Origin of the sequence: Exilibacterium tricleocarpae (assembly GCF_007004655.1) — a bacterium.
Taxonomy (GTDB): domain Bacteria; phylum Pseudomonadota; class Gammaproteobacteria; order Pseudomonadales; family Cellvibrionaceae; genus Exilibacterium; species Exilibacterium tricleocarpae.
Genome location: NZ_ML660091.1, coordinates 254,982 through 280,371, shown reverse-complemented (window position 1 = coordinate 280,371; position 25,390 = coordinate 254,982). Strand labels below are relative to the sequence as shown.

General features: G+C 59.1%; 20 protein-coding genes. 12 read left to right on the top strand and 8 right to left on the bottom strand.

Annotated elements, in window-relative coordinates; translation table 11 throughout:
- Window positions 1–200: 200 nt before the first annotated feature.
- The gene (gene gloB, locus FKG94_RS09395; protein WP_246125060.1) at window positions 201–1,010 is read right to left on the bottom strand and encodes a hydroxyacylglutathione hydrolase; all 810 of its coding nucleotides are present in this window, start codon (window positions 1,008–1,010) and stop codon (window positions 201–203) included.
- A gap of 230 nt (window positions 1,011–1,240) precedes the next feature.
- On the opposite strand from gloB, the gene FKG94_RS09390 reads away from it, so the two are divergent.
- From FKG94_RS09390 to FKG94_RS09355, 8 genes are all read left to right on the top strand, one after another.
- Window positions 1,241–2,143, top strand: coding sequence for a class I SAM-dependent methyltransferase (locus tag FKG94_RS09390; protein WP_142903959.1), 903 nt, complete (start codon window positions 1,241–1,243; stop codon window positions 2,141–2,143).
- A 54-nt stretch (window positions 2,144–2,197) separates the two neighbouring features.
- Complete coding sequence (gene rnhA, locus FKG94_RS09385; RefSeq protein WP_142903958.1) at window positions 2,198–2,632, top strand: ribonuclease HI; 435 nt, start codon at window positions 2,198–2,200, stop codon at window positions 2,630–2,632.
- 14 nt (window positions 2,633–2,646) lie between these two features.
- Window positions 2,647–3,372: a DNA polymerase III subunit epsilon gene (dnaQ, locus tag FKG94_RS09380; protein ID WP_142903957.1), complete on the top strand. Its 726-nt coding sequence runs from the start codon at window positions 2,647–2,649 to the stop codon at window positions 3,370–3,372.
- 788 nt (window positions 3,373–4,160) lie between these two features.
- Window positions 4,161–5,870, top strand: coding sequence for a FimL-related protein (locus FKG94_RS09375; RefSeq protein WP_142903956.1), 1,710 nt, complete (start codon window positions 4,161–4,163; stop codon window positions 5,868–5,870).
- A 5-nt stretch (window positions 5,871–5,875) separates the two neighbouring features.
- Entirely contained in the window at window positions 5,876–6,697 is an 822-nt protein-coding gene (gene nudC / locus FKG94_RS09370) for an NAD(+) diphosphatase (RefSeq protein WP_142903955.1), read from the top strand.
- Window positions 6,698–6,706: 9 nt separating this feature from the next.
- On the top strand, window positions 6,707–7,360 hold the full coding sequence (locus tag FKG94_RS09365) for a cation/multidrug efflux pump (protein ID WP_142903954.1): 654 nt from the start codon (window positions 6,707–6,709) through the stop codon (window positions 7,358–7,360).
- Window positions 7,361–7,498: 138 nt separating this feature from the next.
- The gene (gene sohB, locus FKG94_RS09360; protein WP_142903953.1) at window positions 7,499–8,563 is read left to right on the top strand and encodes a protease SohB; all 1,065 of its coding nucleotides are present in this window, start codon (window positions 7,499–7,501) and stop codon (window positions 8,561–8,563) included.
- An 11-nt stretch (window positions 8,564–8,574) separates the two neighbouring features.
- Window positions 8,575–9,591, top strand: coding sequence for a YhdH/YhfP family quinone oxidoreductase (locus tag FKG94_RS09355; RefSeq protein ID WP_142903952.1), 1,017 nt, complete (start codon window positions 8,575–8,577; stop codon window positions 9,589–9,591).
- On the opposite strand, the gene FKG94_RS09350 is transcribed toward FKG94_RS09355, so the two are convergent.
- The 3 genes from FKG94_RS09350 to FKG94_RS09340 all read right to left on the bottom strand — a co-directional run bounded on the left by FKG94_RS09350 (window position 9,588) and on the right by FKG94_RS09340 (window position 13,067).
- Window positions 9,588–10,754, bottom strand: coding sequence for a cation:proton antiporter domain-containing protein (locus FKG94_RS09350; protein ID WP_142903951.1), 1,167 nt, complete (start codon window positions 10,752–10,754; stop codon window positions 9,588–9,590). The genes FKG94_RS09355 and FKG94_RS09350 overlap by 4 nt on opposite strands.
- A gap of 176 nt (window positions 10,755–10,930) precedes the next feature.
- On the bottom strand, window positions 10,931–11,416 hold the full coding sequence (locus FKG94_RS09345) for a DUF934 domain-containing protein (protein ID WP_142903950.1): 486 nt from the start codon (window positions 11,414–11,416) through the stop codon (window positions 10,931–10,933).
- A complete protein-coding gene (locus tag FKG94_RS09340) occupies window positions 11,400–13,067 on the bottom strand; it encodes a nitrite/sulfite reductase (RefSeq protein WP_142903949.1) in 1,668 nt (555 codons plus the stop codon). Before FKG94_RS09340 ends, FKG94_RS09345 begins: the two co-directional genes overlap by 17 nt.
- Before the next feature lie 752 nt (window positions 13,068–13,819).
- Here FKG94_RS09340 and FKG94_RS09335 point away from each other — a divergent pair.
- The gene (locus tag FKG94_RS09335) at window positions 13,820–14,299 is read left to right on the top strand and encodes a MarR family winged helix-turn-helix transcriptional regulator (protein ID WP_142903948.1); all 480 of its coding nucleotides are present in this window, start codon (window positions 13,820–13,822) and stop codon (window positions 14,297–14,299) included.
- Window positions 14,300–14,426: 127 nt separating this feature from the next.
- Here FKG94_RS09335 and FKG94_RS09330 read toward each other — a convergent pair whose 3' ends face one another.
- Window positions 14,427–14,645, bottom strand: coding sequence for a DUF2970 domain-containing protein (locus FKG94_RS09330; protein WP_142903947.1), 219 nt, complete (start codon window positions 14,643–14,645; stop codon window positions 14,427–14,429).
- A 259-nt stretch (window positions 14,646–14,904) separates the two neighbouring features.
- On the opposite strand from FKG94_RS09330, the gene FKG94_RS09325 reads away from it, so the two are divergent.
- On the top strand, window positions 14,905–15,315 hold the full coding sequence (locus tag FKG94_RS09325; protein WP_142903946.1) for a hypothetical protein: 411 nt from the start codon (window positions 14,905–14,907) through the stop codon (window positions 15,313–15,315).
- Window positions 15,316–15,690: 375 nt separating this feature from the next.
- Here FKG94_RS09325 and metH read toward each other — a convergent pair whose 3' ends face one another.
- The gene (metH, locus tag FKG94_RS09320; protein ID WP_142903945.1) at window positions 15,691–19,395 is read right to left on the bottom strand and encodes a methionine synthase; all 3,705 of its coding nucleotides are present in this window, start codon (window positions 19,393–19,395) and stop codon (window positions 15,691–15,693) included.
- 180 nt (window positions 19,396–19,575) lie between these two features.
- On the opposite strand from metH, the gene nfuA reads away from it, so the two are divergent.
- Complete coding sequence (gene nfuA, locus FKG94_RS09315; RefSeq protein WP_142903944.1) at window positions 19,576–20,163, top strand: Fe-S biogenesis protein NfuA; 588 nt, start codon at window positions 19,576–19,578, stop codon at window positions 20,161–20,163.
- Window positions 20,164–20,431: 268 nt separating this feature from the next.
- The gene (locus tag FKG94_RS09310; RefSeq protein ID WP_142903943.1) at window positions 20,432–20,668 is read left to right on the top strand and encodes a GrxA family glutaredoxin; all 237 of its coding nucleotides are present in this window, start codon (window positions 20,432–20,434) and stop codon (window positions 20,666–20,668) included.
- Between the two features lie 31 nt (window positions 20,669–20,699).
- Here FKG94_RS09310 and FKG94_RS09305 read toward each other — a convergent pair whose 3' ends face one another.
- Window positions 20,700–21,770: a 3-deoxy-7-phosphoheptulonate synthase gene (locus tag FKG94_RS09305; protein ID WP_142903942.1), complete on the bottom strand. Its 1,071-nt coding sequence runs from the start codon at window positions 21,768–21,770 to the stop codon at window positions 20,700–20,702.
- A gap of 51 nt (window positions 21,771–21,821) precedes the next feature.
- The gene (locus tag FKG94_RS09300; RefSeq protein WP_142903941.1) at window positions 21,822–25,331 is read right to left on the bottom strand and encodes a UvrD-helicase domain-containing protein; all 3,510 of its coding nucleotides are present in this window, start codon (window positions 25,329–25,331) and stop codon (window positions 21,822–21,824) included.
- Window positions 25,332–25,390: the final 59 nt, after the last annotated feature.

Sequence of the window (25,390 nt, the reverse complement as noted above, 5' to 3'; positions counted from 1 at the left end):
ATGATTCTTCCATTTAACGTCGCGTTCTTCTCAGCGACTGGCACCCGTAAAATTCCCGCGATTTTAAGGACAAGCTGACAAGCGGTCAACAATTGGTCAGGAGATGCCGCAAAAAACTGACCGGATAGCAGTCGACCGGCACTTTGCAGCCGGGATAACGGCGTGCAGCGCAAATGAGTGTAAACCCGGGTGGTTCCCGCTCAAAAACCGTCTTTCCAGGCCCTTACCGCGGCCAGTACCTCGGCCGGCTCGGCCAGGGTGGCGCGGGCATGCGCCTGGGCCGCGTTGATAATCGACGGTTGGTGGCTGCGCAGAAACGGGTTGGTCGCGAGTTCCAGCGCCAGGGTCGAGGGCAGGGTGGGGTGCTGGTCCCGGCGCTTGGCCTGCTCGCGGGTGAAGCGCGCCTGCAGCGCCGGATTGTCCGGCTCCACCGCCAGGGCAAAGCGCAGGTTGGCCAGCGTGTATTCGTGGGCACAATAGACCCGGGTATCCCCTGGCAGCGCCGCCAGCTTGCCGAGAGAGTCGAACATCTGCGCCGCCGAGCCCTCGAACAGCCGGCCGCAGCCACCGGCGAACAGGGTGTCGCCGGAAAACAACAGCGGCGCATCGCCGCCGTGGCCAAAGTAGGCGATATGGTCGAGGGTGTGGCCGGGGACTTCGATAACCTCGAATTCCAGCCCCTCGGCCAGGGTCAGGCAGTCACCTTCACGCAGTGGCCGGCTGACCTGGGCAATGGACGGCGGACCGTACACCGGCACCCGGCCTGCGGCCAAAAGCTGCCCGATACCACCGGTGTGATCGCCATGGTGATGAGTGACCAGGATACCGGCCAGCGTCAGATCGCGGGCGGCCAATGCCGCCAGCACTGGCTGCCCGGCGCCGGGATCGACCACAAAGGCCTGGCGTTGCCCCTGTTGGTGAAACAACCAGAAATAGTTATCCTCGAACGCGGGAATGGGGTGGACTTGCAACATCGATCGCTCACTGTTGTTGGATGTCGAAGGATTCATAATAATAGGCCGACCGGTGCGGGTACAGCCCGGTCGGCCCGGAAAGCTGTCCCGCGCCAGCGGTGGCGGTTCAGTGGCGCGGGCGGGGTGGGCCTGGTAGATTGATGGCCGGGCGGACGAGCAGTCGGCGCGGTAACCGGCGACACGACGGCGGGTAGAATTCTTTGACCGCCGTGCAGGTGACAGCGGGCCGACTATCAAATCAAGCGAATCAATGGGTTGCGGCTAGTATGACAGCAGGTTGGTTGCGAGCGATCAAAACAGGGGCCCGGCGGCGCCACGGCATCGTACCGCTGTCCGCCGCCATAGCGGCGCTGGAGTCCTGGCTCGATTCCCCTTTCGGCCGCGCCCTAATGGAACGGGAACAGGCATCGGTGGATCGGGCCCTCAACTGCCTGTTTGGCTACCACCTGATGCAACTCAGTATCAGCCGCCGGCTCGATCTGAGTGCCGCCAGCACCATCAATCACCGCTTTGCCCTGACGCCCGGCGATTTGAACGACGATTCCCGCATCCAGGGGCGAGCGGAACTGGACAGCCTGCCGCTGCCGGCGGAGTCCATCGATGTGGTGCTCCTGCATCACGTCCTCGAATACTCCCAGCGCCCGCACCAGTTATTGCGCGAGGCCTCGCGGGTCATTATCCCGCGCGGGCATATGGTGATTCTGGGTTTTAACCCCTGGAGTGTGATGGGAATGTGCAAGCCGTTTGCGCAACTGCTCAACCGCAAACAACACTGGCGCTACCACTCGCTGCGCCTGGGACGCCTGCTGGATTGGTTGCGACTGTTGGATTTTGAGCCGATCAGTGTGGAGCACGGTTTTTATCGACCGCCGCTGGCCCGGGCCAGCTTTCTGGATCGACTGGGCTGGATGGAGCGGCTCGGACACGCCACAAACTTCCCCGGCGGGGCTTACTACTGCGTGGTGGCGCGCAAGGAGATTGCCGCCATGACACCGATTCGCCCGGTCTGGAGCAACGTCAATCCCATTGTCCGCTTGACGGCGGGCAAGCCGTCCTCTAGTGTCCTGACTCAATCTGTTGATGAGACAGCGCCGGCAGACGTCACACACCGGCAGCCGCAATCCGGTAGCCGCAAATCCACAGTTGCACAACACAGTCGTACAAGCTAGACGTACAACTTATTCTTACAACTTACTTCATACAACCACAGGGACCGAAACCGATTGAAAACCATTGAAATTTTTACCGATGGCGCCTGCCGGGGCAACCCCGGTCCGGGGGGATGGGGCGCGTTGCTACGCCACGGTGATGTCGAAAAATCGCTCTATGGCGGCGAACAGCACACCACCAACAACCGCATGGAGCTGATGGCAGCCATCGAGGCGCTGGCAAGTCTGAAACAGACCACTCAGGTCGAACTCACCACCGACTCACAATATGTGCGCCAGGGCATCACCCAGTGGCTGGCCAACTGGAAGCGCAACGGCTGGAAGACTGCCGCCCGGCAGGCGGTGAAAAACGCCGACCTCTGGCGCCGCCTGGATGCCGAAGTCAGCCGCCACCAGGTAAACTGGCACTGGGTCAAGGGCCACAGCGGCCACCGCGAAAATGAACTTGCCGACCAACTTGCCAATCGCGGCATCGATGAACTGAGCTAGCGGACCGGCGACTTATGACACGTCAAATTGTTCTGGATACCGAAACGACCGGCCTGGAGCCGTCCCAGGGGCACAGGATCATCGAGATCGGTTGTGTCGAACTGGTTAACCGCCGCCTGACCGGGCGCCACTACCACCAGTACATCAATCCCGAGCGCGAGGTTGATGAAGGTGCGATCGAGGTGCACGGCATTACCAATGAATTTCTCGCCGACAAGCCGCTGTTTCACACCATCGCCGAAGAGTTTATGGCGTTTATCAAAGGTGCGGAGCTGGTTATTCACAACGCCCCGTTCGATATCGGCTTTATCAACCACGAACTGCAATTGCTCGATCGCGGTTATGGCGCGGTCGCCGATCACTGTTCGGTGATTGATACGCTGGTGATGGCGCGACAGAAACACCCCGGCCAGAAGAACAACCTGGACGCATTGTGCAAGCGCTACGAGGTGGACAACTCCCAGCGTGACCTGCACGGCGCGCTACTGGATGCCGAGATTCTGGCCGATGTCTATCTGTTGATGACCGGCGGCCAGACCGCGCTGTCGCTGGGGGGACAGCAAAGCGATGGCCAGCAGCAGGGCGTCACCGGTATTCGACGCCTGGGGCCGGAGCGCGAGCGCTTGCCGGTTATTCGGGCCGCGGCCGGCGAGTTGGCCGCGCATCGGGACAAACTTGCCGCCCTCGAGCAGGCCAGTGGCGGCAACTGTCTGTGGTTGCAATCAGATGCGGTCGGCTAGATGCGGTCGGCTAGATGCGGTCGGCTAGATGCGGTCGGCTGGATGCGGGCGGCCAAGTACAATCGTGCAGAGCAGTGCCATCTACATCCTGCGCCGTTAGGACAGCCGGATGAGCGGCGCCAGCGCCGAGGTCGGCAAAAGAAGTTAAAGGCGGCCTGGCCGAGAAAACTGCGGGATAGTGCTTGGCTCAGGGTTTGTGCCATGGGTTTTAGTCCTTACTGCTAGGCTTATCGCCGCCGGACTCGAATCGCGTTGATTAAACAGTCGCAGACACGGACGCCGTCGCCTAAAACGCTTTCCAGATATCTTTTATCATTACGCTGCTGGCTGTTATCAGCTGCCAGTGAACCTCACAGCCTGGCACAGGTTCCTCTCGTTTCTGCCTTACCGTCGCTGCAGTTCAGCTCGACCTGGGTCACCGTCGTGCATCGGCGCTGGAAAAATCCGGGGCAGAAACTACCTTGATTGGTAATAATTTCAAGTATTTCAATAAGATCAGGCGGCTGATAAGTAAGACCCTCAACTGGCACAACGTCATTTGGGTATAACCGGCTATAGTAAGACTGCGAATTTGAGTGGGTTTTGAACAATTCGATGAATATTTAGACGACAAGACTAAATTCACGAAAGATCGCAGGTTCTTACGCTAAGCTGCCGAAAAATAAAGTTTTTTTTTATATCCCACGGCACCATTAGTTAGTGCATAATTAGCCGCGAGAGCCCTAAGAGGCCCCTGACCAAGATAAAAGGCAAAAATAAAGTCGGCACACGTTCGAAGGAAGTCAGCTGTGAGGCAAACCGAAACTGTCAATCTAACCTCTTTAAACCTGGTGCGCGATGAACTGGTGGCCACCATTGAGTCGGCCGCCAGCAAGCTGGAACAGTTTGTCAGCGACCGGGAAAACGGTGAGCTGCTGCAGGCCTGTATTGAGGGTATACAGCAGATTACCGGCACGCTGAATCTGATCCAGTTGCAGGGCGCCGACCTGCTGGCGAAGGAGCTGCTGGCTTTGGCCAACGAAATCACCCTGGGTACCGAAGACGACATCGACGAGCAGCTCAGCGTCATGACCAGTTCGTTTTTCATCCTGCCCAGGTACCTGGAATATGCGCAGCAAACCCGCCGGGGCTTGCCGGTGCTGCTGATTTCCCCCATCAATGACCTGCGCCGGGTGCGCGGCGCGCCGCCCCTGCCGGAGAGCCAGTTCTTCCAGGTCGGCACCAACGTCGAGCGCCGGTCCGCCAACCGCAGCAGCAGTGTGTTCGGCGAGGACCTCGAGGCGTTGAGCCGGCGCCTGCGTCATATGTACCAGGTGGGGTTGGTCGGTGCCCTGCAGGAAAAACAGGTCAAAGCCTCTCTCGGTATGATGCAGCGGGCGGTGGAGCGGCTCGATGCCATCACCGGTGACCGTCCGCTCGGCAAACTGTGGTGGGTGGCTGCCGTCGCGCTGCAGGTACTGGCGAATGAGGGACTGGAGCTGACGCTGTCGCGCAAAATGCTGTTTGGGCGGGTCGACCGGCAAATCAAAAAGGTGCAAAAGTCCGGGCAGGCCGCTCTCGATGTGGAACCCAACGCCAGTCTGCTGACCGAACTGGTCTATCTCTCCGCCCTTGCCGCTAACGATGACCCCGCCGTGCGCCAGGTGCGCGATGCCTTCAAGTACACGCCATTACCCTATACCGGTGCGGAACTGGCGCGGGAACGCCAGGCCATGCAGGGGCCCAGCGCCAGCACCGTGAGTTCGGTGGCGGCGGTTTTGAAAGACGAGCTGCGCAGCACCAAAGAAATCCTCGAGCTGGCCTCGCAGGGCGGCACTGCCACGGTGTCGGAATTTGAAGAGCTGATTAAAACCCTGAAGAAGGTTGCCGACATACTGGCCGTCGTGGGATTGGCTGTGCCCAGCCAAACCCTCAAGCAGGAAATCACCAAAGTCGAGGGTTGGCGGGATGCGGGAGAAACCGCCGACGCTAAAGCCATGCTCGATGTTGCCGACACGCTACTCTATGTCGAGAGCACCGTGTCGGGCCTGGATCAACTGAATCTGTCCGACGATAAACTGTCGCAGGCCAATGAGATGGCGCGCAAACAGGTCATTGCCTCCAATCAACTGGCAGAGGCGGAAATGGTAGTGATCCAGGAGGCTGAAGCCGGGCTGTCGCTGGTGAAGCGGGCGTTGAACTCCTTCGCCGAGTCCAACTATGACCGCGGTCATATTAAAAATGTGGCGGCCACCCTCAATGCGGTGCGCGGCGGCATGGTGGTGATGGACTTCCAGCGCGCCGGCGGCGTGGTTGCCAGTTGTGTGAGGTTTATCGAAGAGAGCCTGATGGTTAACGACAAACCTGCGGCGTTGCAACAGTTGCTGGAGACCTTCGCCGATGCGGTAATCAGCCTGGAGTATTATCTCGATGCGGTAAAAACCGACAAACAGGCCGATGATTCCGTGCTCGAAGTTGCCGAGGAGAGCCTTGCCGCCCTGGGGCACAAGGTGCGGTAGGGCCGATGATAGACTTTGTCCCGGCGAGCAACCCCCAGCCCCCGAGCGCAGGCGCCTGCTTTATCGTAATGGCCGGCGGCCGGTTGCTCAGCCGGCGGGGCAAGACCTGGGTGCCATTCAGTCACGGGGAATACACGGCGCTGCAATTGAGCGTAGTCAGTCAACACTTTCTGGGCCTGCTGGACGGGCAGCCCTGCCATGTACTGGAAGCCCGACCTCGCGAATACCCCGACTCCGAGCTGGAATGGTTTGGTCTGCGCAGCTTTCTCGGCCGCGTGGACGACGCTCTGTTTGAGGTACTGGGCCGCGCGCAACAGGTCTTGAATTGGCACAATGACCACCGCTTTTGCGGCCGTTGCGGCGGCGCCACCGAGTCCCACGACGCCGAGCGGGCCAAGCTGTGCCGGGTCTGCGACCTGCAGTTCTATCCGCGCCTGGCGCCCTGCGTGATTGCCATTATTACCCGCGGCGACGAGTGCCTGCTGGCCCGCAACAGCCGCTTCCCGGCCGGCTATTACAGCGTGCTGGCGGGTTTTATCGAGGCGGGCGAGAGCGCCGAGCAGGCCCTGTTTCGCGAAGTCAAGGAGGAGGTGGGTATCGATATCCGCAATCCCCGCTACTTTCGCAGCCAGCCCTGGCCGTTTCCCGGCCAACTGATGCTGGGTTTTCACGCCCAGTACGCCGGCGGGGAGATAGAAGTGGACGACGAGGAGATTGAAGAAGCGCACTGGTTCCGGTTTGACCGGTTGCCCTCGGTGCCGCCAGCGAGTACGCTTTCGGGCCAACTGATTCAGGATTTCGTGGCGCAAGCGAAACAACGCAAATAAGGGTTGGCCATGTTCTACAGTGCAATAGCGATCGTCTTTATCTTACTGGGGTTAGTGGGGTTGCTTGGTGCCGCCCGGGTCCTGTTGCATAGAGGCTGGCTGCTGGGGTGGCTGCGCGGCATGCTCGGTTTGGGTATCCTGTCGGTCGGCCTGCTGATCGGCTTAATGGCGTTCGATATCTTCAGCTACCAACAAATTTTGACGGAAAAATCCCTCGCCACGATCAGTTTTGAAAAAGTGGCATCGCAAAAATATAATGCGACGCTGGTGGATGGCGACGGCAATGAGCAGCGTTTCGAACTCTACGGTGACCAGTGGCAGTTGGATGCCCGTCTGGTCAAATGGTCGGGGGCGCTGGCCGGGTTCGGCATCAAACCCGGCTACCGGCTCGATCGTATCAGCGGGCGCTATTTCTCTCTGGAAGACGAACGCAATGCAAAGCGCAGTGTCTATGCCCTGACCGAAAGCCCCTATGGCATTGATTTGTGGGCGTGGCTGAATCAAAGCACCTCGACGCTGCCCTGGATCGACGCCGTCTATGGCAACGCCGCATTTGTGCCCATGGAGGACGGCGCCCTGTTCGAGGTGACACTGTCCCACACCGGTTTGCTGGCGCGCCCGCTGAATGATCCGGCGAAAGATGCGGTAACTCGTTGGCAGTGACTCAATAGTAGCAACGTAATAGAAGTAACGTAATAGAAGTAACGTAGTAAAAGTAACGTAGTAGAAGTAACGTGAGAGTAGTAAAAACGGTCGGCGAGCGCGGACCCGTCAACGGCCATTCAATAGCGGAGTGATATCTTGGAGTTTTTAGCAGAGTACGGGATGTTTTTAGCCAAAGCGGTAACTGTCGTCGTGGCCGTGGGCGTTATTGTGGCGCTGATCGTAGCGGCGGGACAGCGCGGGCAGCGCAAGGAAAAAGGCCATATTGAAGTCAGCAAGATCAACGACAACTACGCCTCGATGCGCGACGCATTGAAAGCGGCGGTGTTGCCGCCGGAACAGCTCAAAACTGAAGAAAAAGCCGAGAAGAAACGTCTCAAGAAAGAAAAAGCCGACACCAAAAAGGCGCTCAAAGAAACACCGCAAGACCAGGCGGCGCCACACAAGAAACGTATGTTTGTACTGAGTTTTCACGGCGATATCAAGGCGTCGGCAACCGCCAGCCTGAGAGAGGAAATCAGCACCGTGCTGAGTCTCGCCGGCGCCGATGACGAGGTGGTCGTGCGTCTGGAGAGCGGCGGCGGTCTGGTGCACAGCTACGGCCTCGCGTCCAGTCAATTGGCACGTATTACCAAAAATAATATTCCGTTGACGGTCTGTGTCGACAAGGTGGCCGCCAGCGGCGGCTATATGATGGCCTGTGTGGCCGACCGCATACTGGCGGCGCCTTTTGCGGTGATCGGCTCTATCGGTGTGGTGGCGCAGTTGCCGAATTTTCATCGCCTGTTAAAGAAAAACGCTATCGATTTCGAGATGCTGACCGCCGGTGAATACAAACGCACCTTAACCGTATTCGGCGAAAATACCGACAAGGGTCGGGAAAAGTTTATCGAAGACCTGGAAGATACCCACGATCTGTTCAAAACCTTTGTGTCGGAGCACCGCGCCCAGGTGGATATTGCCGAGGTCGCCACCGGCGAAGTGTGGTTTGGGCAGCGCGCCCTCGAGCGCAAACTGGTGGATGAGCTGCAGACCAGCGACGAATACATCACCGCCCAGCTGGAGGACGCCGATATCTACGAAGTGGCCTTTGTACATAAAAAGAGTCTGCCGGAAAAACTGGGGCTGGCGGCTCAACAGTCCGTGGATCGACTGTTGCTCGCCTGGTGGGACAGGCTGCAGTCGACCCGCTTCTTTTCCTAGATGAGGTTGCTATGAGTGACGGCGGTAAGAGTGAAACGTTTCTGGCGCTGCGGGTAGCAGACGGCGAGCACGGCGGCTTCAATCAGACGGTAGTGGAGAGACGTCTCGACGAGCTGCCGGCGGGGGAACTCCTGGTGGAGGTCGATTACTCCTCGCTGAATTATAAAGATGCGCTTTCCGCCCAGGGTAATCGCGGCGTCACCCGCAGCTACCCGCACACCCCCGGGGTCGATGCGGCGGGTCGGGTGCTGGTCGATAGCAGTGGCAGTTTTCAGCCCGGCGATCCGGTGCTGGTGTGCGGCTACGACCTCGGCATGAATACTGACGGCGGCCTGGCCCAGCGAATTCGCGTACCCTCGGCCTGGGCCTGCCGGTGTCCGGCGGGGCTGTCGCTACGCGAAGCCATGATCTACGGCACGGCCGGTTTTACCGCTGCATTGTGCCTCGAAAAACTGCAGTTGCTGGGCGCGCAGCCCGGGGACGGTGAAGTGGCCGTTACCGGCGCCAGCGGGGGCGTCGGTAGTTTCAGCATCGCGCTGCTGCATTACCTGGGGTTTTCTGTGGTGGCCCTGACGGGCAAACTCGAACACAGCGAAAAACTCGCCGCTTTAGGTGCCCGTCGGGTGATTGACCGGGATACCCTGCAGGAACTGGTTCGCAAACCCTTGGCCAAGCCGCAATGGGCGCACGCGATTGACAGTATCGGCGGCGACTATCTGTTTAGTGTGATCAAATCCATTCAGTACGGCGGCAGTGTTGCCGCCTGCGGTCTGGCGGCGGCTGCCGAGTTTGCCGGCAATGTGTTTCCGTTTATTTTACGCAACGTCAACCTCCTGGGTGTGGACTCGGTGGAGCTGCCGCGCTCGCAAAAACAGCGCGTGTGGGACAAGTTGGCCGGGGAGTGGAAGCTGCCCGGGCTCGACACCATGGCCGAGGAGATCTCCCTGGCGCAAACGCCCGAGTATCTGACACGTTTGTACAATGGTCACGCCATCGGGCGGTATCTCGTCAATCTGAACGCCACCTAATCCCGTCGCAGCCGGTCGCTCACGGCGATGGGACTGGGGTAGTTGAATATCACGATATAGCTAGACACCAGGAAAGTGATAATGGCTGTTGCCTGAATCAGGTGCGATGCTTTTTGACCGATAATGGCCGCGTTGGTGGCCACAAACGCAATCAATAGCGAAAATTCACTGATCTGCCCGAGTCGAAAACCGATATCCCAGGCCAGGCTGTTTTTCTCACTCTGGTGGCGTAGCAACACCCGGAACACCACCGGTTTGATAACCAGCATCGCCGCGGCCAGTACCACACTGGCGACAATGACCTCGGACAACAGGTTCAGGTTGAAACTGGCACCCAGGGAGAAGAAAAACAGAATCAAAAAGAAATCCCGCAACGGTTTCAAACTGATGGCGATATATTGCGATATAGGGCTGGTGGCGATGGTGATACCGGCGAGAAACGCCCCGATCTCAGCCGACAGGCCCAATGCCTCTGACAGCTCCGCCAGCCCCAGGCACCAGCCGATGGCGAGCAGAAAAATATATTCGTGAAAGCGGTCGAACGCCTGGATTAGTTTCAGCAGCACATAGCGCACAAACGCCACCGAGAACAGCGCCAGCAGCGGCAGCGCCACTATGGTGAGCAGGAACTGGCGCATATCAACTCTGCCGACATCGCCGCTGAGCAGCAACATCAGGCACAGGATGGCGAGAAAGTCCTGTAACAACAACAGCCCCACCATTAACTCGCCGGTGTGCTTGTGGTGGAGCACTGTGGTCGGCAACAGCTTGATACCGATAATGGTGCTGGAGAACATCATGGCCATACCGATAACCATACTTTCCAGCAGGCCATAGCCGAACAGGTAACCGATGGCAAAGCCCGTGACGGCAAACACCAGCGAACTGATCAGCGCCACACTGGTCGCCTTGCGCAGCACACTGAGCAGGGCCCGGGGCTGCATGTCCAATCCCAGCAAGAACAGCAGAAAGATAATACCGATATGGGAGATTTCGGTGATCAGGTGAACATTGGTGATCAACCCCATGCCGTAGGGACCCAGGACGGCACCGAGCACGATATAGGCAACCAGCAGCGGCTGGCGGGTGTAGAGCGCTATGGACGCGAGCACAGCGGCGCCGGTAAAAATCAGAAAGAAGGTCTGAACAACAGGCTCGCCCATGTTGCGCACCGGATTTGCGTATTATTGTCTGTCAGAGAGTCCGGCAAAAATCTGCGGCGGACTCTGGCTCCCCCGGCAGCCCGCTGGCAGCCGGGCCACTGTGGTTATTTTAGGGGCTCGCGGGGATATTGCATCAAAAAAACGTAGCCGGCCCCGAAAGGGCCGGTGACAGGGGGTCAGGCGCGGCGACGAAACAGGGGTAAGGGTTGGTCGGTGCCGGCCTGGTAGTACTCGGTAAAATCGTCGAGCGACTGCAGCGCAGCATCGAGATCCACCGGCTCAGCGAAGTGAAAGGCAGTAAAGCCGCAACGTTTCAGGTAACAAAGCTGATCGCGCATAAAGTGGCCGACGGCGCGCAATTCACCGCTGAAGCCGTAGCGCTCGCGCAACAGGCGGCCGGTGGTAAAGCCTCGGCCATCCATAAACCCGGGGAAGTTGACGGCGATAAGACTGAGCGTCTGCGCGTCTGCCCCCAGTTGATCGGCAGTCTCGTCGGTATCCAGCCACACGCCCAGATGATCGCGTTGTTCCAGCATTTCGCGCCGGGCTTGCCACAGCGCCAGTGGCGCAATGACCTTGCCGGCGGGGATATCGGTGGCATCGGCGTCCAGCAGCGTCCAGTCGTCAGTGACGATAGCGCCGTTTTTAATGAGATTTGGCATAGACGCGCTCCTTAAACGGCTCCAGCCCAAGTCGCTGGTAGGTGTCGACAAACTGCTCGTCGCCATTGCGGTTTTCCACATAGACATCCAGCAGTTTTTGAATCACCGCCGGCACTTCGAGGCGGCCGAAGGAGGGCCCGAGAACCCGGCCCAGGGCCGCGTCGGTACCAGAGCGGCCCCCGAGTTGTACCTGGTAGAATTCCTCGCCCTTTTTATCGACGCCAAGAATGCCGATATGACCCACATGGTGGTGGCCGCAGGCGTTCATACAACCGGAGATGTTCAGGTCGATATCCCCAAGATCGTAAAGGTAATCCATATCGTCGTACTGGCGCTGGATGGCCTCGGCGACAGGAATCGATTTGGCGTTCGCCAGCGAGCAGAAATCGCCGCCGGGGCAGCAGATCATATCGGTGAGGGTGCCGATATTGGGCGTGGCGAAGCCGGCGGCCTTGGCGGCTTGCCAAAGCGCCGGCAAATCCGCCTGTTTGACATCGGCGAGCACAATGTTCTGCTCGTGGGTGGTTCTCGCCTCGCCGAAGGAATAGCGGTCGGCCAGGTCGGCAATAATCTCCAGTTGCCGATCGGTCACATCGCCCGGTGCCACCCCAGTGGGCTTCAGCGACAGCACTACCGACGCGTAGCCGGGTTGCCGGTGGCCGCGGGTATTGCGCTCGAGCCAGCGGGCGAAGGCGCGCTGCTCAGACGCCTGCGCCTGCAGTTGCGCCGCGGCTGCGGCGGCGTCAATATCCTCGTAGGCGGGGCGGGTGAAAAAATGCTTGGCGCGATCGATTTCCGCCTGGGTAAGGGTCGAGTAACCGTCTTTTAACTGCTGCCACTCAGTCTCTACTTTCTCGGCGAAGGCCTCCGGGCCCATAGCGCGCACCAGTATTTTGATCCGGGCTTTGTATTTGTTGTCGCGCCGGCCGAATTGGTTGTAAATGCGCAGAATCGCCTCTAAATAGGACAGCAGGTGTGCTTCGGGCAGGAAGTCGCGAATCACGCTACCGATCACCGGTGTGCGCCCCAGGCCGCCGCCTACCAGTACTTTGAAGCCGACACCGCGCTGCGGATCGTCCAACACCTGCAGGCCGATATCATGCACCTGGGTGGCGGCGCGGTCACTGGCCGCAGCACCGGTCACGGCAATTTTGAACTTGCGCGGCAGAAAGGCGAACTCCGGATGAAAACTGGACCACTGGCGGATGATCTCGCAGTAGGGGCGGGGATCGATAACTTCGTCTTCGGCGACTCCGGCAAACTGGTCGGAGGTGATATTGCGGATGCAGTTGCCGCTGGACTGGGTCGCATGCATCTCGACTTCCGCCAGTTCCGCCAGAATATCCGGCACCTCCGCCAACTCGGGCCAGTTGAACTGGATATTCTGGCGAGTACTGACATGACAGTAACCCTTGTCGTAGAACCGGGCGATGTGCGCCAGCTTGCGCAGTTGGGTACTGTTTAACATGCCGTAGGGGACATTGACCCGCAACATCGGCGCCAGGCGCTGAATATAGAGGCCGTTCTGCAGCCGCAGGGGCAGGAACTCGTTATCTTTCAGCTCCCCCGCCAAATAGCGCTGGGTCTGGCCGCGAAACTGCTGGACGCGTTGGGTGAGTATCCGGCGATCGAATTCGTCGTAGACATACATGGGGAATAAAAACCTATATAGCTTACGGTTATTGGCTTGCGGTTGGTGTCTATAGCTGGTGGCCATCTGCTGGCGGCCACCGATAGTCGGTCGCCCAAAAGCAGACCAAAAAAATGCGGCGAAGCTTACACTAGTTTTATCGGCGCTGCGAGCCACGTCCCGAGGCTCGGGAAAGCCAAGATACCAGCGGCAACTAAGATCACATACTAATTCTTTTTTATACTCTAAGAACAAATTGGAATAAATGGTCCGTTGGGCTTGCAAGCCACCCGGGTGGTGACGGTAGAATCGATGCTCCCGGAAAGCTGAGAGCCGGTAAGAGTTTCAGCATTTTCGGGGGACTTTATCGGGGGGGATGTCATCTGGCTTGCCAGGCCGTACATTGCCAAATTGAGTCTTAATTCTATTCTAACGATAATAATGCGGAGTAAAGCAACAATGAATGAAGAACTTCAGATGCAAGAGCAGGGCGACAGCACCGCCGACGCGATAGCAGCCATAGCACTGATTGCCATTTTTGTCACGACCTGTATCTTCTGGGTAAGCGGTCAATAGCGTCCTGATACCTGATAATTATTTCGGCCATTCCTCGCGGGTAGCCTAGCTACCCGCTTTATTCTTTGTACCCACACTGATATCGGCGACCCGATCCGGTCCGGCTGACGGCAGCGGCTGTAGGGCTTGACATGTGTTGCCTAGTCAACTAATTTGCCAGGCTATTCTGTTAGCGCGACTTCAAGGGCTCATCTTCTATGGTAAGCGGCAAGCAAGCGGACAAAGAATTTCATCTGCACAATAGTTTCACCTACTGGATTTCACGTCTGGCCAGCCTGATGCAGGAGCACTTTAATGAGTCCCTGCAGCAGCACGATGTGACCTGGCCCCAGTGGATGGTACTCAATGTGTTGTATCACCGACTTGCTACCACGCCCGCGCAGGTGGCTGCGAATATCGGTATCGACCGATCGGCGATTACCCGGTTGGTCGATCGCCTGGAGAAAAAGGGGCTGGTGCAGCGCCAGCACGACGGCCTCGATCGACGCTCCATACGGCTGCTGTTGACCGAGCGGGGCAGCCGCCTGATTCACACACTGAACGATTCTGCCAACGCCCACCAGCGGCGGTTTTTAGAGCATTTGCCAAGTACGGAATACCGCGGTTTAAAGGGTAATATCCAGAAGATGCTGCGCGCCGGCGGTTTGGATACCACCACGTTATGGCGGCGGATATAAACGGGTTAAGTCGATAAGATCGGTGCTTCCGAGATTATTGTAGACCGGGCAATGATTTCAAGTAATATAGCTGCCCGATCTACAAAGTGGTTTTCTGAATCTGGTGGCGATGGAGATAGCCGCAGAATTACTTGCCGGCGCCGCTGAGTACCACCTGGACCACCAGGACAACCGCCAGCACAAACCCGACGGTGAAGATAATGCCGGCAACAATGTAGGGCAGCACGCTGCCGTGTTTAAAGTCCCGCTGGCGATTTTTGTCGCTTTGTACACCGAAGGCAGCGGCGATGGTGGATAACACGATTTGGAAAAAGCTCGGTTTTTCGTCGATATCGCTGTCGCTCATAGTGTCCCTCCGAAAGTCATGGGGCCCAACCGGGTAGGGCGAGGGTATGATGCACCAAACAGCGGCAAGTTGAAAGCCGGGAGGATTGGCGCTTTTTTCATTATTTGAAAGGGTTCCGGTGGAAGTATCACACTGTATCAGCGCCGATTGCCTGAACGCGGGAAGATGTCGGTGTTTGTCAGCCAGGTGTCGGTCAGCGCTATGTAAGCGGGTCGAGTCGGGTTGTCGGTTGAGTGAGAACGATAAAGAGGAAAAGCGGATGTATTGTAAAGCCCTGGCGGTAGCCGCCACTGTGCTGATGGTGGCGGCCTGTTCGAACCTGCAGGAGGCACCTGGTGAGGATATGGACGAGCGGTTTTATACCGAGGTCACGGACCAGGGTTTACAGCAGTTTACTTACACACTGCGCAAGCGGGGTGCCAGCCGCAATGATGTGGGTCCGGTCCTGCGTCAGAGCGGGGTGGACGCAAACCGTGACGGGGCGCGCGGCAGTCGCAAGGATCGGCAGCGTTTTGAGGAACAGGTGGTGGCCTGGATGGAGACGCAGTTGGCCGATTCCGGGTTTTGCCGGCATGGATATTTTCTGATTGATAAGGATATCGCCCTCGGCGAGGCGCGGATCAAGGGGGAGTGTAAAGCCGTCAGCCGCCGGGCGGGGGCTGGGCTTTGAGGGACCACACCCCTCTCAAACGGCGCCTCCTCCGGCGGCACGGTGCGGGGACGTAACTTCAGTTGCGTCCCCCTCGAGAGGGACCACTCCCAGTGAACGAAGGCACCACTATCCGTTTACTACGATCCCGCCTACCGATCTTCCTTATTTGAGAAATAAAAGGAAATAGCAGTGCGCTGAACGGGTGGCTTTGAGGGAGGGGAGTGGCACCATTCTAAGGGGACGCAACTGAAGTTACGTCCCCGTATTGTGCCGCTGTAAGTGGTGCCCCTAGAAAGGGGAGTGGCATCATCGTGCCGCTGGGAGCGGTGCCACCACAAAAATAACAATACTCCTAACTCCGATTTAGATATGGCACTTTTTTCATTAGGTCGTTCAAGTGTCATAATTCAACACCGGCTGCAGCCAGCGCTCCATCTTTGACAGGCTCCAGCCCTTGCGCCGGGCCAGGGATTCGACCTGGTCCTTCTCAATCTTACCGGTAGCAAAATAACGCGCCTCAGGATGGGAGAAATACCAGCCGCTGACCGCCGCCGCCGGCAACATGGCGAAATGCTCGGTCAGGCTGACACCGCAGTGGGCCTCAGCGTCAAGCAGCTTGAACAAGGTCGCTTTTTCGGTGTGGTCGGGGCAGGCGGGGTAACCAGGAGCGGGGCGGATACCGGCGTAACGCTCCTTGATAAGTTCTTCGTTCGACAGCGCTTCATCGCGTGCATAGCCCCAGAACTCGCGTCGCACCCGCCGATGCATATGCTCGGCGAAAGACTCTGCCAGACGGTCCGCAAGTGCCTTGACCATAATGCTGTTGTAGTCATCGCCGGCGCGTTCATAGTCGCTCGCCAACGCCTCGGCACCCAGTCCGGCAGTCACCACAAAACCGCCGATATAGTCCGCGCGACCGCTGTCCCGGGGGGCGACGAAGTCTGCCAGCGAGTAGTGAGGCTGGGTGTTGCCGGGCTTGTGGGCCTGCTGGCGAATCTGGTGAAGGGCGGCGAGGGTGCTGCTGCGGGTCTCATCGGTATAGACATCAATATCATCACCATCGACGCGGTTGGCGGGCCAGAAACCTATCACCGCGCGGGCCTGCAACAGCTTTTCGTCGACCAGCTTGCGCAGCATCGCCTGGGCATCATCGAACAGATTGCGAGCCGCTTCCCCGACTACCTTGTCATCGAAAATCCGCGGGTACTTGCCCGCCAGGTCCCAGGAAATAAAGAAAGGTGTCCAGTCGATGGTCTCTACCAGGGTTTCCAAGGGATAGTCTTCGAACACCTTCACCCCGGTAAATTCAGGCACCGGCGGCGTATACCCGGCCCAGTCGGTCTGCCAGCCGTCCTTGACCGCCTCGGCATAGGGCAACACCGTGCCCCGGGGTTTGCGGTTGGCGTTGCGCTCGCGCACCTGGTCGTACTCCTGCCGCACCCGGTTGACAAAATCACCGCGCTGCTCGGCAGACATCAGCGTGGAGGCGACCCCCACGGCGCGCGAGGCATCGGCGACATAGACCACCTGATTGCAGTCGAAGTGCGGATCGATTTTGACCGCCGTGTGGGCCTTCGAGGTGGTGGCCCCGCCGATCAACAAAGGTTTGTCGATGCCCTGGCGCTGCATATCCTTGGCCACACTGACCATTTCGTCCAGCGACGGGGTGATCAACCCCGACAGACCGATAATGTCGCAGTTTTCACGCTGCGCCACGTCGAGAATCTTCTCGCCCGGCACCATAACCCCGAGGTCCACCACCTCGAAGTTGTTGCACTGGAGCACCACCCCGACGATATTCTTGCCGATATCGTGAACATCACCTTTCACCGTAGCCATCAGGATTTTGCCGTTGGAGGCGGCTTTGGCATCTTTTTCCGCCTCGATATAAGGTTGCAGGTAAGCCACCGACTGCTTCATCACCCGCGCCGATTTGACGACCTGGGGCAGAAACATTTTACCGGCCCCAAACAGATCGCCCACCACGTTCATACCGTCCATCAGCGGACCTTCAATCACATCCAGCGGCCGGGCACTCTCACATCGGGCCAGTTCGGTATCTTCTTCGATAAACGTGGAGATACCCTTGACCAGCGCATGTTCCAGCCGTTTTGCCACCGGCCAGGCGCGCCATGCCAGGTCTTCTTTCTTCTCGCCGCCGCTGCCGTCGCCGCGGTATTTTTCGGCGACAGCCAACAGGGCTTCGGTGCCCTCATCACTGCGGTTGAGAACGACGTCCTCGACCCGGTCGCGCAGCTCGGCGGGCAGGTCATCGTAGACGGCCAATTGACCGGCATTGACGATACCCAGGTTAAGGCCGGCCTTGATCGCGTGGTAGAGGAATACCGAGTGAATCGCCTCACGTACCGGGTTATTGCCGCGGAAGGAAAAGGAGACATTACTGACGCCGCCGGACACCCCCGCGTGAGGCAGATTTTGACGAATCCAGCGAGTGGCCTCGATAAAGTCGACGGCATAGTTGTTGTGCTCGTCGATGCCCGTGGCAACAGCGAAGATATTGGGGTCGAAGATAATGTCCTGAGGGGCAAAGCCGACCTTATTGACCAGCACGTCGTAGGAGCGCCGGCAGATTTCTATTTTGCGCTCGCGGGTATCGGCCTGGCCCTGTTCGTCGAAGGCCATGATCACCACCGCCGCGCCATAGCGGGCGCAGCGGCGGGCTTTGTCGATAAAGTCCGCCTCGCCTTCCTTGAGGCTGATCGAGTTGACGATGGGCTTACCCTGGATGCATTTGAGCCCCGCCTCGATCACCTCCCACTTGGAAGAGTCCACCATCACCGGCACCCGCGCGATATCCGGCTCGGCGGCGATCAGGTTGCAAAAGCGCACCATCGCCGCCTCGGCGTCGAGCATACCCTCGTCCATATTGATATCGATAACCTGGGCGCCGTTTTCCACCTGTTCCAGGGCCACTTCCAGGGCGGTGTCGTAGTCCTCCTCCTTGATCAGCCGCTTAAAGCGGGCCGAGCCGGTGACATTGCAGCGTTCGCCGATATTGACGAACAGCGAGTCGGCGTCGATGGTAAACGGTTCGAGGCCGGCCAGACGGCAGGCGGGCGCGATCTCGGGCACCTGCCGGGGGCGATGCTCGGCCATGGCATCGGCGATGGCCCGGATATGGTCGGGCGTGGTGCCGCAGCAGCCGCCGATAATATTGACAAAGCCGCTGGCGGCGAACTCCGCCACCACCGCTACCATTTCCGCCGGCGTTTCATCGTATTCACCGAACTCGTTGGGCAGACCCGCGTTGGGGTGGGCGGAGACATAGCAATTCGCGATCCGCGACATCTCCTGTACATAGGGGCGCAGTTCTTTCGCACCGAGGGCGCAGTTCAGGCCGATCGACAGGGGTTTGACATGGGCCAGGGAATTGTAAAATGCCTCGGTGGTCTGGCCCGACAGGGTGCGGCCGGAGGCATCGGTGATGGTGCCGGAGATCATGATTGGCAGCGCCGATGCCGCCCGCTCGAAGTAGGTCTGCACCGCGTAGAGCGCCGCCTTGGCATTGAGCGTGTCGAACACCGTCTCCACCAGAATGATATCGGCGCCGCCGCTCACCAGGGCTTCTGTGGACTCCAGGTAATTCTCCACCAGTTCGTCGAAAGTGACGTTGCGGGCGCCGGGGTCATTGACGTCGGGGGAGATGGAGCAAGTGCGACTGGTCGGCCCCAGCACGCCGGCGACAAAGCGGGGTTTGTCCGGGGTCGCCGCGGTCATGGCATCGGCAGCTTCGCGCGCCAGCCGCGCCGAGGCCAGATTGATCTCGTGGGCCAGGTCTTCCATTTCATAGTCGGCCTGGGAGATGCGGGTGCTATTGAACGTATTGGTTTCGATAATATCGGCGCCGGCATTTAAGTAAGCCGTATGGATATCGCGGATAATCGCCGGCTGGGTGAGGGAGAGCAGGTCGTTATTGCCGGCAATATCGAGATGGAAATCCGCGAAGCGCTCGCCGCGATAATCGGCTTCCTGTAGCTTGTGGGCTTGAATCATGGTGCCCATGGCCCCGTCGAGTATCAGTATGCGGGCTTCGATGGCCTGTTGCAGGGCCTGAATGCGGGCGGCTCTCTCTGTCATTGGTTAACCTATATCAAAATATTTTGATCTTGTAAGGCGGCGCAGTTTAGCAGAAATCGGGCCTTTGTGTGCCGCCGGTAACAACCCTGAAATGCTTCCGGTTTTTTCTCGTCTTAATTTACCTTAGAATACCTGAGTAAATTTATCAGGTATGAGGTCCTAATCCAGGTAATAAGGTCTATGGTTAACGTAACGATTACCGAATCCGCCCAGGAATATCTGCTCGAGCTGCTGGAAAAACAGGACAGTGAGGGCATCTCGATTCGCATGTTTGTCGCCAATCCCGGCACGCCCCAGGCGGAAACCTGTATCGCCTACTGCCGGCCCGGTGAAGAACAGGAAGACGATGAAAAGATGGCGCTGAAGGGTTTTGACGCCTACTTCGAGCAGCGCAGCATACCCTTCCTGGAGGAGGCTAAAGTCGACTATTCTCCCGATCGCATGGGCGGCCAGTTGACCATTCGCGCACCCAACTCGAAAATGCCGAAGATCACCGATGACAGCCCCATCGAAGATAAAATCAACTATCTGCTCTACAACGAAATCAACCCCGGCCTCGCCGCCCATGGCGGGATGGTGAGTTTGATGGAAGTGACCGAAGATCAGTATGCGATTTTAAAATTCGGCGGCGGCTGCCAGGGATGCAGCGCCGTGGACTTGACCCTGAAAGACGGCGTGGAGAAAACCCTGACGGAGCAGATTCCCGAACTACAGGGCGTGCGCGATATCACCGACCACTCCGATCGTTCACAGGCTTACTACCAATAGTGGCGCGGTCCGCTCTGCCTAACCGGGCCGGCATGCCGTGATTTTAATATCAAGTCTAACTATCGATTGAATAGAATTAATTAACTACAACAATTTATTTGTGCTCACTATACTCGCCCTGTTCGTTAGGCAGTGGTTGGGTGAAATGACTTTGTACCCGTCAAACCAGCCCCTGCCGACTGTGGGCCGTCCGGTATCATGTTGGACATCCGCCCACTAAACCCGCATTTTTCCCCGCGGAAAAGTGCCTCTGACAACGGAGGAAAGTATGGCTCAATACACCATTTTCGGCCGCCAGGGCTGTGGTTTTTGCGTCCAGGCCCAGGCGATATTGGATCAACGGCAGTTGCCTTACCGTTACGTCGATATCCACAAAGCGGGAATCAGCCGGGAAGACCTGGCGACGACCATTGGACGGGAGGTGAAGACAGTGCCCCAGATATTCCACGGGCAGACTTATATCGGTGGCTTCACCGATCTGCGCGAGCATCTTTCAGCGGCTTGATACAAGCCGCTTTTCTTTAGAATTCAATAGATTAAGCTCTTTTAGGTAGAACTTCCTTTAACTTCTGGTGCATGCTGCGCAGAGTGTCTTCAGTCTGCTCCCAGCCGATACAGGCATCGGTTACCGAGACACCGTACTGCAACTCATCCAGGTTCTCGGTGATCTTCTGGTTGCCCGCACCCAGGTGGCTCTCCACCATGATACCGATAATCGACTGGTTGCCCTCGATGATCTGGTTGGCCACGTTATCCATCACCAGCGGTTGTAATTCATGGTTCTTGTTGGAATTGGCGTGGCTGCAGTCGACCATAATATTGTTGGCGACGCCGCCGGCGGCGAGCTGTTGCTCGCACATGGCGACGCTGACCGAATCGTAGTTGGGCTTGCCGTTGCCGCCCCGCAGCACGACGTGGCCGTAGGGGTTGCCGCGGGTGTGAATAATGGCCACCTGGCCTTCCTTATTAATACCGAGAAAACGGTGTGGGCTGGAAACCGACTGCAACGCGTTGATAGCGACGGTCAGGCTGCCGTCGGTACCGTTTTTAAAGCCGACGGCACAGGACAGGCCGCTGGCCATCTCCCGATGGGTCTGGGATTCGGTGGTGCGCGCGCCGATCGCCGACCAGGCGATCAGGTCCTGCATATACTGGGGCGAGATAGGGTCGAGGGCCTCAGTGGCCGTCGGCAGGCCCAACTCGGCGATATCCAGCAGCAACTGGCGGCCGATATGCAGGCCCTCCTGAATTTTAAACGAGTCGTTCAGGTGGGGATCGTTGATCAGCCCTTTCCAACCGACGGTCGTGCGGGGTTTCTCAAAATACACGCGCATCACGATAAACAGCGTATCGGCCACTTCGCCGGCCAGGGTCTTCAGGCGCCGTGCATACTCCTTGGCGGCGGTAACATCGTGAATCGAGCAGGGCCCGATCACCACCATCAGGCGGTGGTCGCGACGGTCGAGAATGTCGCGCACCACCTGGCGTCCACCGGTGACGGTTTCCCGTGCGGCTTCGCTGATCGGCAGTTCCCGTTTGATATCGTTGGGCGACACCAGAACTTCCTGGGAGACTACATTTAAATCTTCTACTGCTATTCGTGTCATGGGGTCCGAAATCCGTCGCTGGCTTGGGTCTTGCGATATTCTACTGGAATTCTAATAGTTTGGGTCGCTTTCTTGACCCGTCTGTGACGGCGGTAATTCGGCCAGACATTGCAACAGCGGAAAATACAGCGCCAGGCGTACCGGTTCGGCGTGCCCCCGATAAAATAATTCCCCATAGCCCTCGAGTTGGGAGCGGTAGGTGTCGAGGGCGGCGGCAATAAAATCGGCCTGCGTTTCTCCCGCCGCCGGTTCACTGCTTTTGTAGTCGACAATCCACCGGTAGCCGCCGTCGATAAATGTGCGGTCGATAATGAACAGCCGCTGGCGGTCGGCGCTGGTCTGGTATAACGGCAGCTCGCAGGCGCTGTCTTTGTGATCGGGGTCGAGCAGCCAGCGGCCGGTGGCGTCGGCCAGCATGCTGGCCACGGCGGTTTGAATTTTGTCGAGGCTGCGGGTCAGGTCGTCGCCGTCGATACCCAATTGACGCAGTTGCTGGTGCCAGAAGTGTCGCTGTCGATCCAGGCGGCCGGAGTCCCATAACGCCAGGCCCTCGCGGGTGATCTGACACAGGCAGCGATGCAGCACCGTACCCGTATGCCGCGCCGCACGGTTCAATAAATCCGCCGGGCTCGGCAGGTTGGCATCCTCACCGGTATCGAAGTCGCGGCCCCGGTAGGCAGCCAGGCAGCCGGTATCCGCCAGCGGTGGCATGTTGAAATCAGGCGCCAGGCGCAGGATATGACGGCTGGCCCAGTCCGGTTGTTGCGCCGCTTCCCGGTCCGTATCAGACCGTACCTCGGATGCTGTGTCAGGCGAGACGGCGGGCGTATCGGTCAGCAATTGGTTTTTTACCGCCGGCCAGATACCCGCCAGCAGACTTTTCGCCGGCGGCGGTTTGAGGTCGTCGCCGGCATCATCAGTGGTGACATTGGCAACCAGGTGCAGGCGCTTGATGGCGCGGGTACAACCCACATACAGCAAGCGGGTGGACTCCAGTTGCGCCCGCTGGCTTTGTTCCCGGCGCAGATAACGGTAGATAGGGTCCTGATCTTCACCGGTGGCGGCAAGCGGACCGAGCAGCAGTTGTTTATCACCGGATCGGGTAATGTATTCCTGCCACAACAGCAACTCGTGATCGTCCTGTCGGGGCAGGCGGTCGAGGCCGGGAATAATGACGGTATCGAACTCCAGTCCCTTGGATTTGTGAATGGTCATCACCTGCAGGCGCGCATCGGCGGTGGGCCCCGGCGCCGCATAGAGTTGCTCCACCGCCCGATAAAAAGCCTGCCAGTCGTCGAGGCCGCCCGGCCGGCTGTGGTGTTCGAGGAGGTCGAAGTAGCGCGGCACATTCTCCAGATCGGTATCGTCGAGCAGCGCGGCCGGGCCACCCAGCGCCAACCAGATGCCTTCCAGCCACAGGCGCAGGGGTTTGCGCCCGCGCCCGGCCCAGGCCGGTTCCAGCACCCGGCACAGTTTGTCCAACTGCTGCCGGCCGCCGGCACTGAGGGTGGCGATTGCGCGGTGATGGACAATCTGCTGCCACAGCAACGGGTAGGCGGCGCCTTCGGCGGGCGGGTTGAGAGCGCCGAGATCGGTGGTGGCGAGCGCCAACAGGTCCGCGAGGTCGAGCCCGCACCAGGGTGCCCGCAGTACCGCCAGCCAGGCGATGCGGTCACCCGGGTCGAGCATGGCTCGGGTCAGCGAGATAAGGTCCACAATCGCCATACGCCCGGCCAGGGGATCGATATCGGTGGCTTGCCAGTTGATACCGGCGCGGCTCAGGGTTGCCAGAATATCTCGCAGGTGGTTGCGGTTTCTCACTAAAATGGCGATGTTGTCGTCGGCAAAATGTTGCAGGCAATGCGCTACCAGTTGCACTACCCGCTGCGCTTCCGGCTGGCGGTCAGCAGCGTCCGGGCACGCCCATACCGACACCTCACTGCCGCCGGCGTCGGGTTTGAAGGCGGTGGAGTCCGTGTAGTGAACCGCTCCCCGGTTAATGTTGTTCTGCGCCGGAAGTGCCTGGGAAAAAACCTGGTTGACCCAATCGACAATGGTTTTGTGGGAGCGGAAGTTGACGTGCAGATCGAGCGACTGCAAAGGGATGGCGCCGATACCGTGCTCCCGCGCATCGAGAAAAATACCGACGTTGGCGTTGCGAAAACCGTAGCACGACTGCATACCGTCACCGACGATAAACAGGGTGCGACCGTCGCCGGGCTGCCACCCGGCCATCAGTTTTCGCAGCAGTGTCAATTGCGGGGTGGCGGTATCCTGGAACTCATCGACCAGGATATGTCGAATGCGATAGTCGAGCTTCAACGCCAGGTCCGAGGGTTGTTCATCGTCGCCCAGTGCGGCGCCGGCGGCCTGGGTGATTTCGACAAAGTCGGTGGCGCCGAGCTGGCCGAACACCAATCGCAACTGTGCCACTAACACCGGTAGCAGACGGGTCAGGCTGTCGAGCAGTTGCCACTGGTCCTCGGCGTAACGATGCGGGGGCAAGTGTCGCACGGCCTGCAGGCATTGCAGTAAACCAGGTCGCTCGCGCAACTCGGCGATCAGTGCCAGCAGTGCTTGCTTGCGCGCCTTGGCGGCGGCCTTTTCCGCTTTTGTGACGCCCGGCGGAAAGCCCGAGCGCTTGTCGATACTGGCGCGCCAGGTTCCCGCTTTGGTCAGCAACAGTTCCAGCAGCGCCGTCCATAGCGGTTGTTGCTCGGCGCTGGCCGCGGGCAGCTCGTCGAGCCCCTGGCAGGCGGTAATCGGTGATGCCGTCGCCGTTGCCAGCAACTGACCGGCGGCGTAGTCAGCCAGCGCCGCCAGCTCCGCGCCGACCGGTGCGAGTTCGGCCGCCGCTGCGTCCAGGGTTTCTTCGGCCACCGTCGTCAGCACGGCCTCGAGGTAGGCGCGGGCATCGCGAGCGGCAAGCACTGAGCCCAGCCACTGATCGCGCTTGCGCAATAGCGCGATCAGCAGTGACTGGACGGCATTCAAATTATTGTCCAGATGTGCCAGCAGGCGTTGCAGATCGGTGTGAAACGGTGTATCCGACTCGAGCAGATTCAGGGTTTCCGCTACCGCCGTTTGATAAGCGATCTCCGGTTGTTCGAGTGTATCGGGTTGCGCGCCGAGGCCGCTGGCGATGGGCAACTGCCGGGTCAGGCTGCGGGCGAAACCGTCGATGGTATGGATGCGCAGCCGGTTCGGCGCGAGTAACAGATGCCAGCCCAACTCGCGGTCCCTGGCCAGTACCGCCAGTGCCAGTTCACGGGTCAAGCGCTGGTGCGGGTCGGCGTTATCGGCAGGGGGAGCCGCCGCGGTCACCAGTGCCGAGACGATCCGGTGTTGCATTTCCGCCGCCGCTTTGCGCGTGAACGTAATACACAACACTTCCTCCGGATGATCGCAATGGGCCAGCAGGCGCAGAACCCGCTGGGTCAATAACCCCGTTTTACCCGAGCCGGCGGGTGCTACCACGGCGAAGGAGTGACGCGGGTCCAGCGCCGCGGCGCGGGCCTCGCCGTCTACGGGTGTTGCAGGGTCGAGTAAGGTTTCGCTCACGGGTCAAAAATGGCTCACGGTCGGTTGTCTCCCCGGGTTTTTGTGCAGCCCCTGACTGT

What these genes read in the sequence shown, in the direction of transcription:
- gloB (WP_246125060.1), bottom strand. Translation starts at nt 1,010, where the DNA reads ATGAATCCTTCGACATCCAACAACAGTGAGCGATCGATGTTGCAAGTC.
- FKG94_RS09390 (WP_142903959.1), top strand. Translation starts at nt 1,241, where the DNA reads ATGACAGCAGGTTGGTTGCGAGCGATCAAAACAGGGGCCCGGCGGCGC.
- dnaQ (WP_142903957.1), top strand. Translation starts at nt 2,647, where the DNA reads ATGACACGTCAAATTGTTCTGGATACCGAAACGACCGGCCTGGAGCCG.
- nudC (WP_142903955.1), top strand. Translation starts at nt 5,876, where the DNA reads ATGATAGACTTTGTCCCGGCGAGCAACCCCCAGCCCCCGAGCGCAGGC.
- FKG94_RS09365 (WP_142903954.1), top strand. Translation starts at nt 6,707, where the DNA reads ATGTTCTACAGTGCAATAGCGATCGTCTTTATCTTACTGGGGTTAGTG.
- FKG94_RS09355 (WP_142903952.1), top strand. Translation starts at nt 8,575, where the DNA reads ATGAGTGACGGCGGTAAGAGTGAAACGTTTCTGGCGCTGCGGGTAGCA.
- FKG94_RS09350 (WP_142903951.1), bottom strand. Translation starts at nt 10,754, where the DNA reads ATGGGCGAGCCTGTTGTTCAGACCTTCTTTCTGATTTTTACCGGCGCC.
- FKG94_RS09345 (WP_142903950.1), bottom strand. Translation starts at nt 11,416, where the DNA reads ATGCCAAATCTCATTAAAAACGGCGCTATCGTCACTGACGACTGGACG.
- FKG94_RS09340 (WP_142903949.1), bottom strand. Translation starts at nt 13,067, where the DNA reads ATGTATGTCTACGACGAATTCGATCGCCGGATACTCACCCAACGCGTC.
- FKG94_RS09335 (WP_142903948.1), top strand. Translation starts at nt 13,820, where the DNA reads ATGGTAAGCGGCAAGCAAGCGGACAAAGAATTTCATCTGCACAATAGT.
- FKG94_RS09330 (WP_142903947.1), bottom strand. Translation starts at nt 14,645, where the DNA reads ATGAGCGACAGCGATATCGACGAAAAACCGAGCTTTTTCCAAATCGTG.
- FKG94_RS09325 (WP_142903946.1), top strand. Translation starts at nt 14,905, where the DNA reads ATGTATTGTAAAGCCCTGGCGGTAGCCGCCACTGTGCTGATGGTGGCG.
- metH (WP_142903945.1), bottom strand. Translation starts at nt 19,395, where the DNA reads ATGACAGAGAGAGCCGCCCGCATTCAGGCCCTGCAACAGGCCATCGAA.
- nfuA (WP_142903944.1), top strand. Translation starts at nt 19,576, where the DNA reads ATGGTTAACGTAACGATTACCGAATCCGCCCAGGAATATCTGCTCGAG.
- FKG94_RS09310 (WP_142903943.1), top strand. Translation starts at nt 20,432, where the DNA reads ATGGCTCAATACACCATTTTCGGCCGCCAGGGCTGTGGTTTTTGCGTC.
- FKG94_RS09305 (WP_142903942.1), bottom strand. Translation starts at nt 21,770, where the DNA reads ATGACACGAATAGCAGTAGAAGATTTAAATGTAGTCTCCCAGGAAGTT.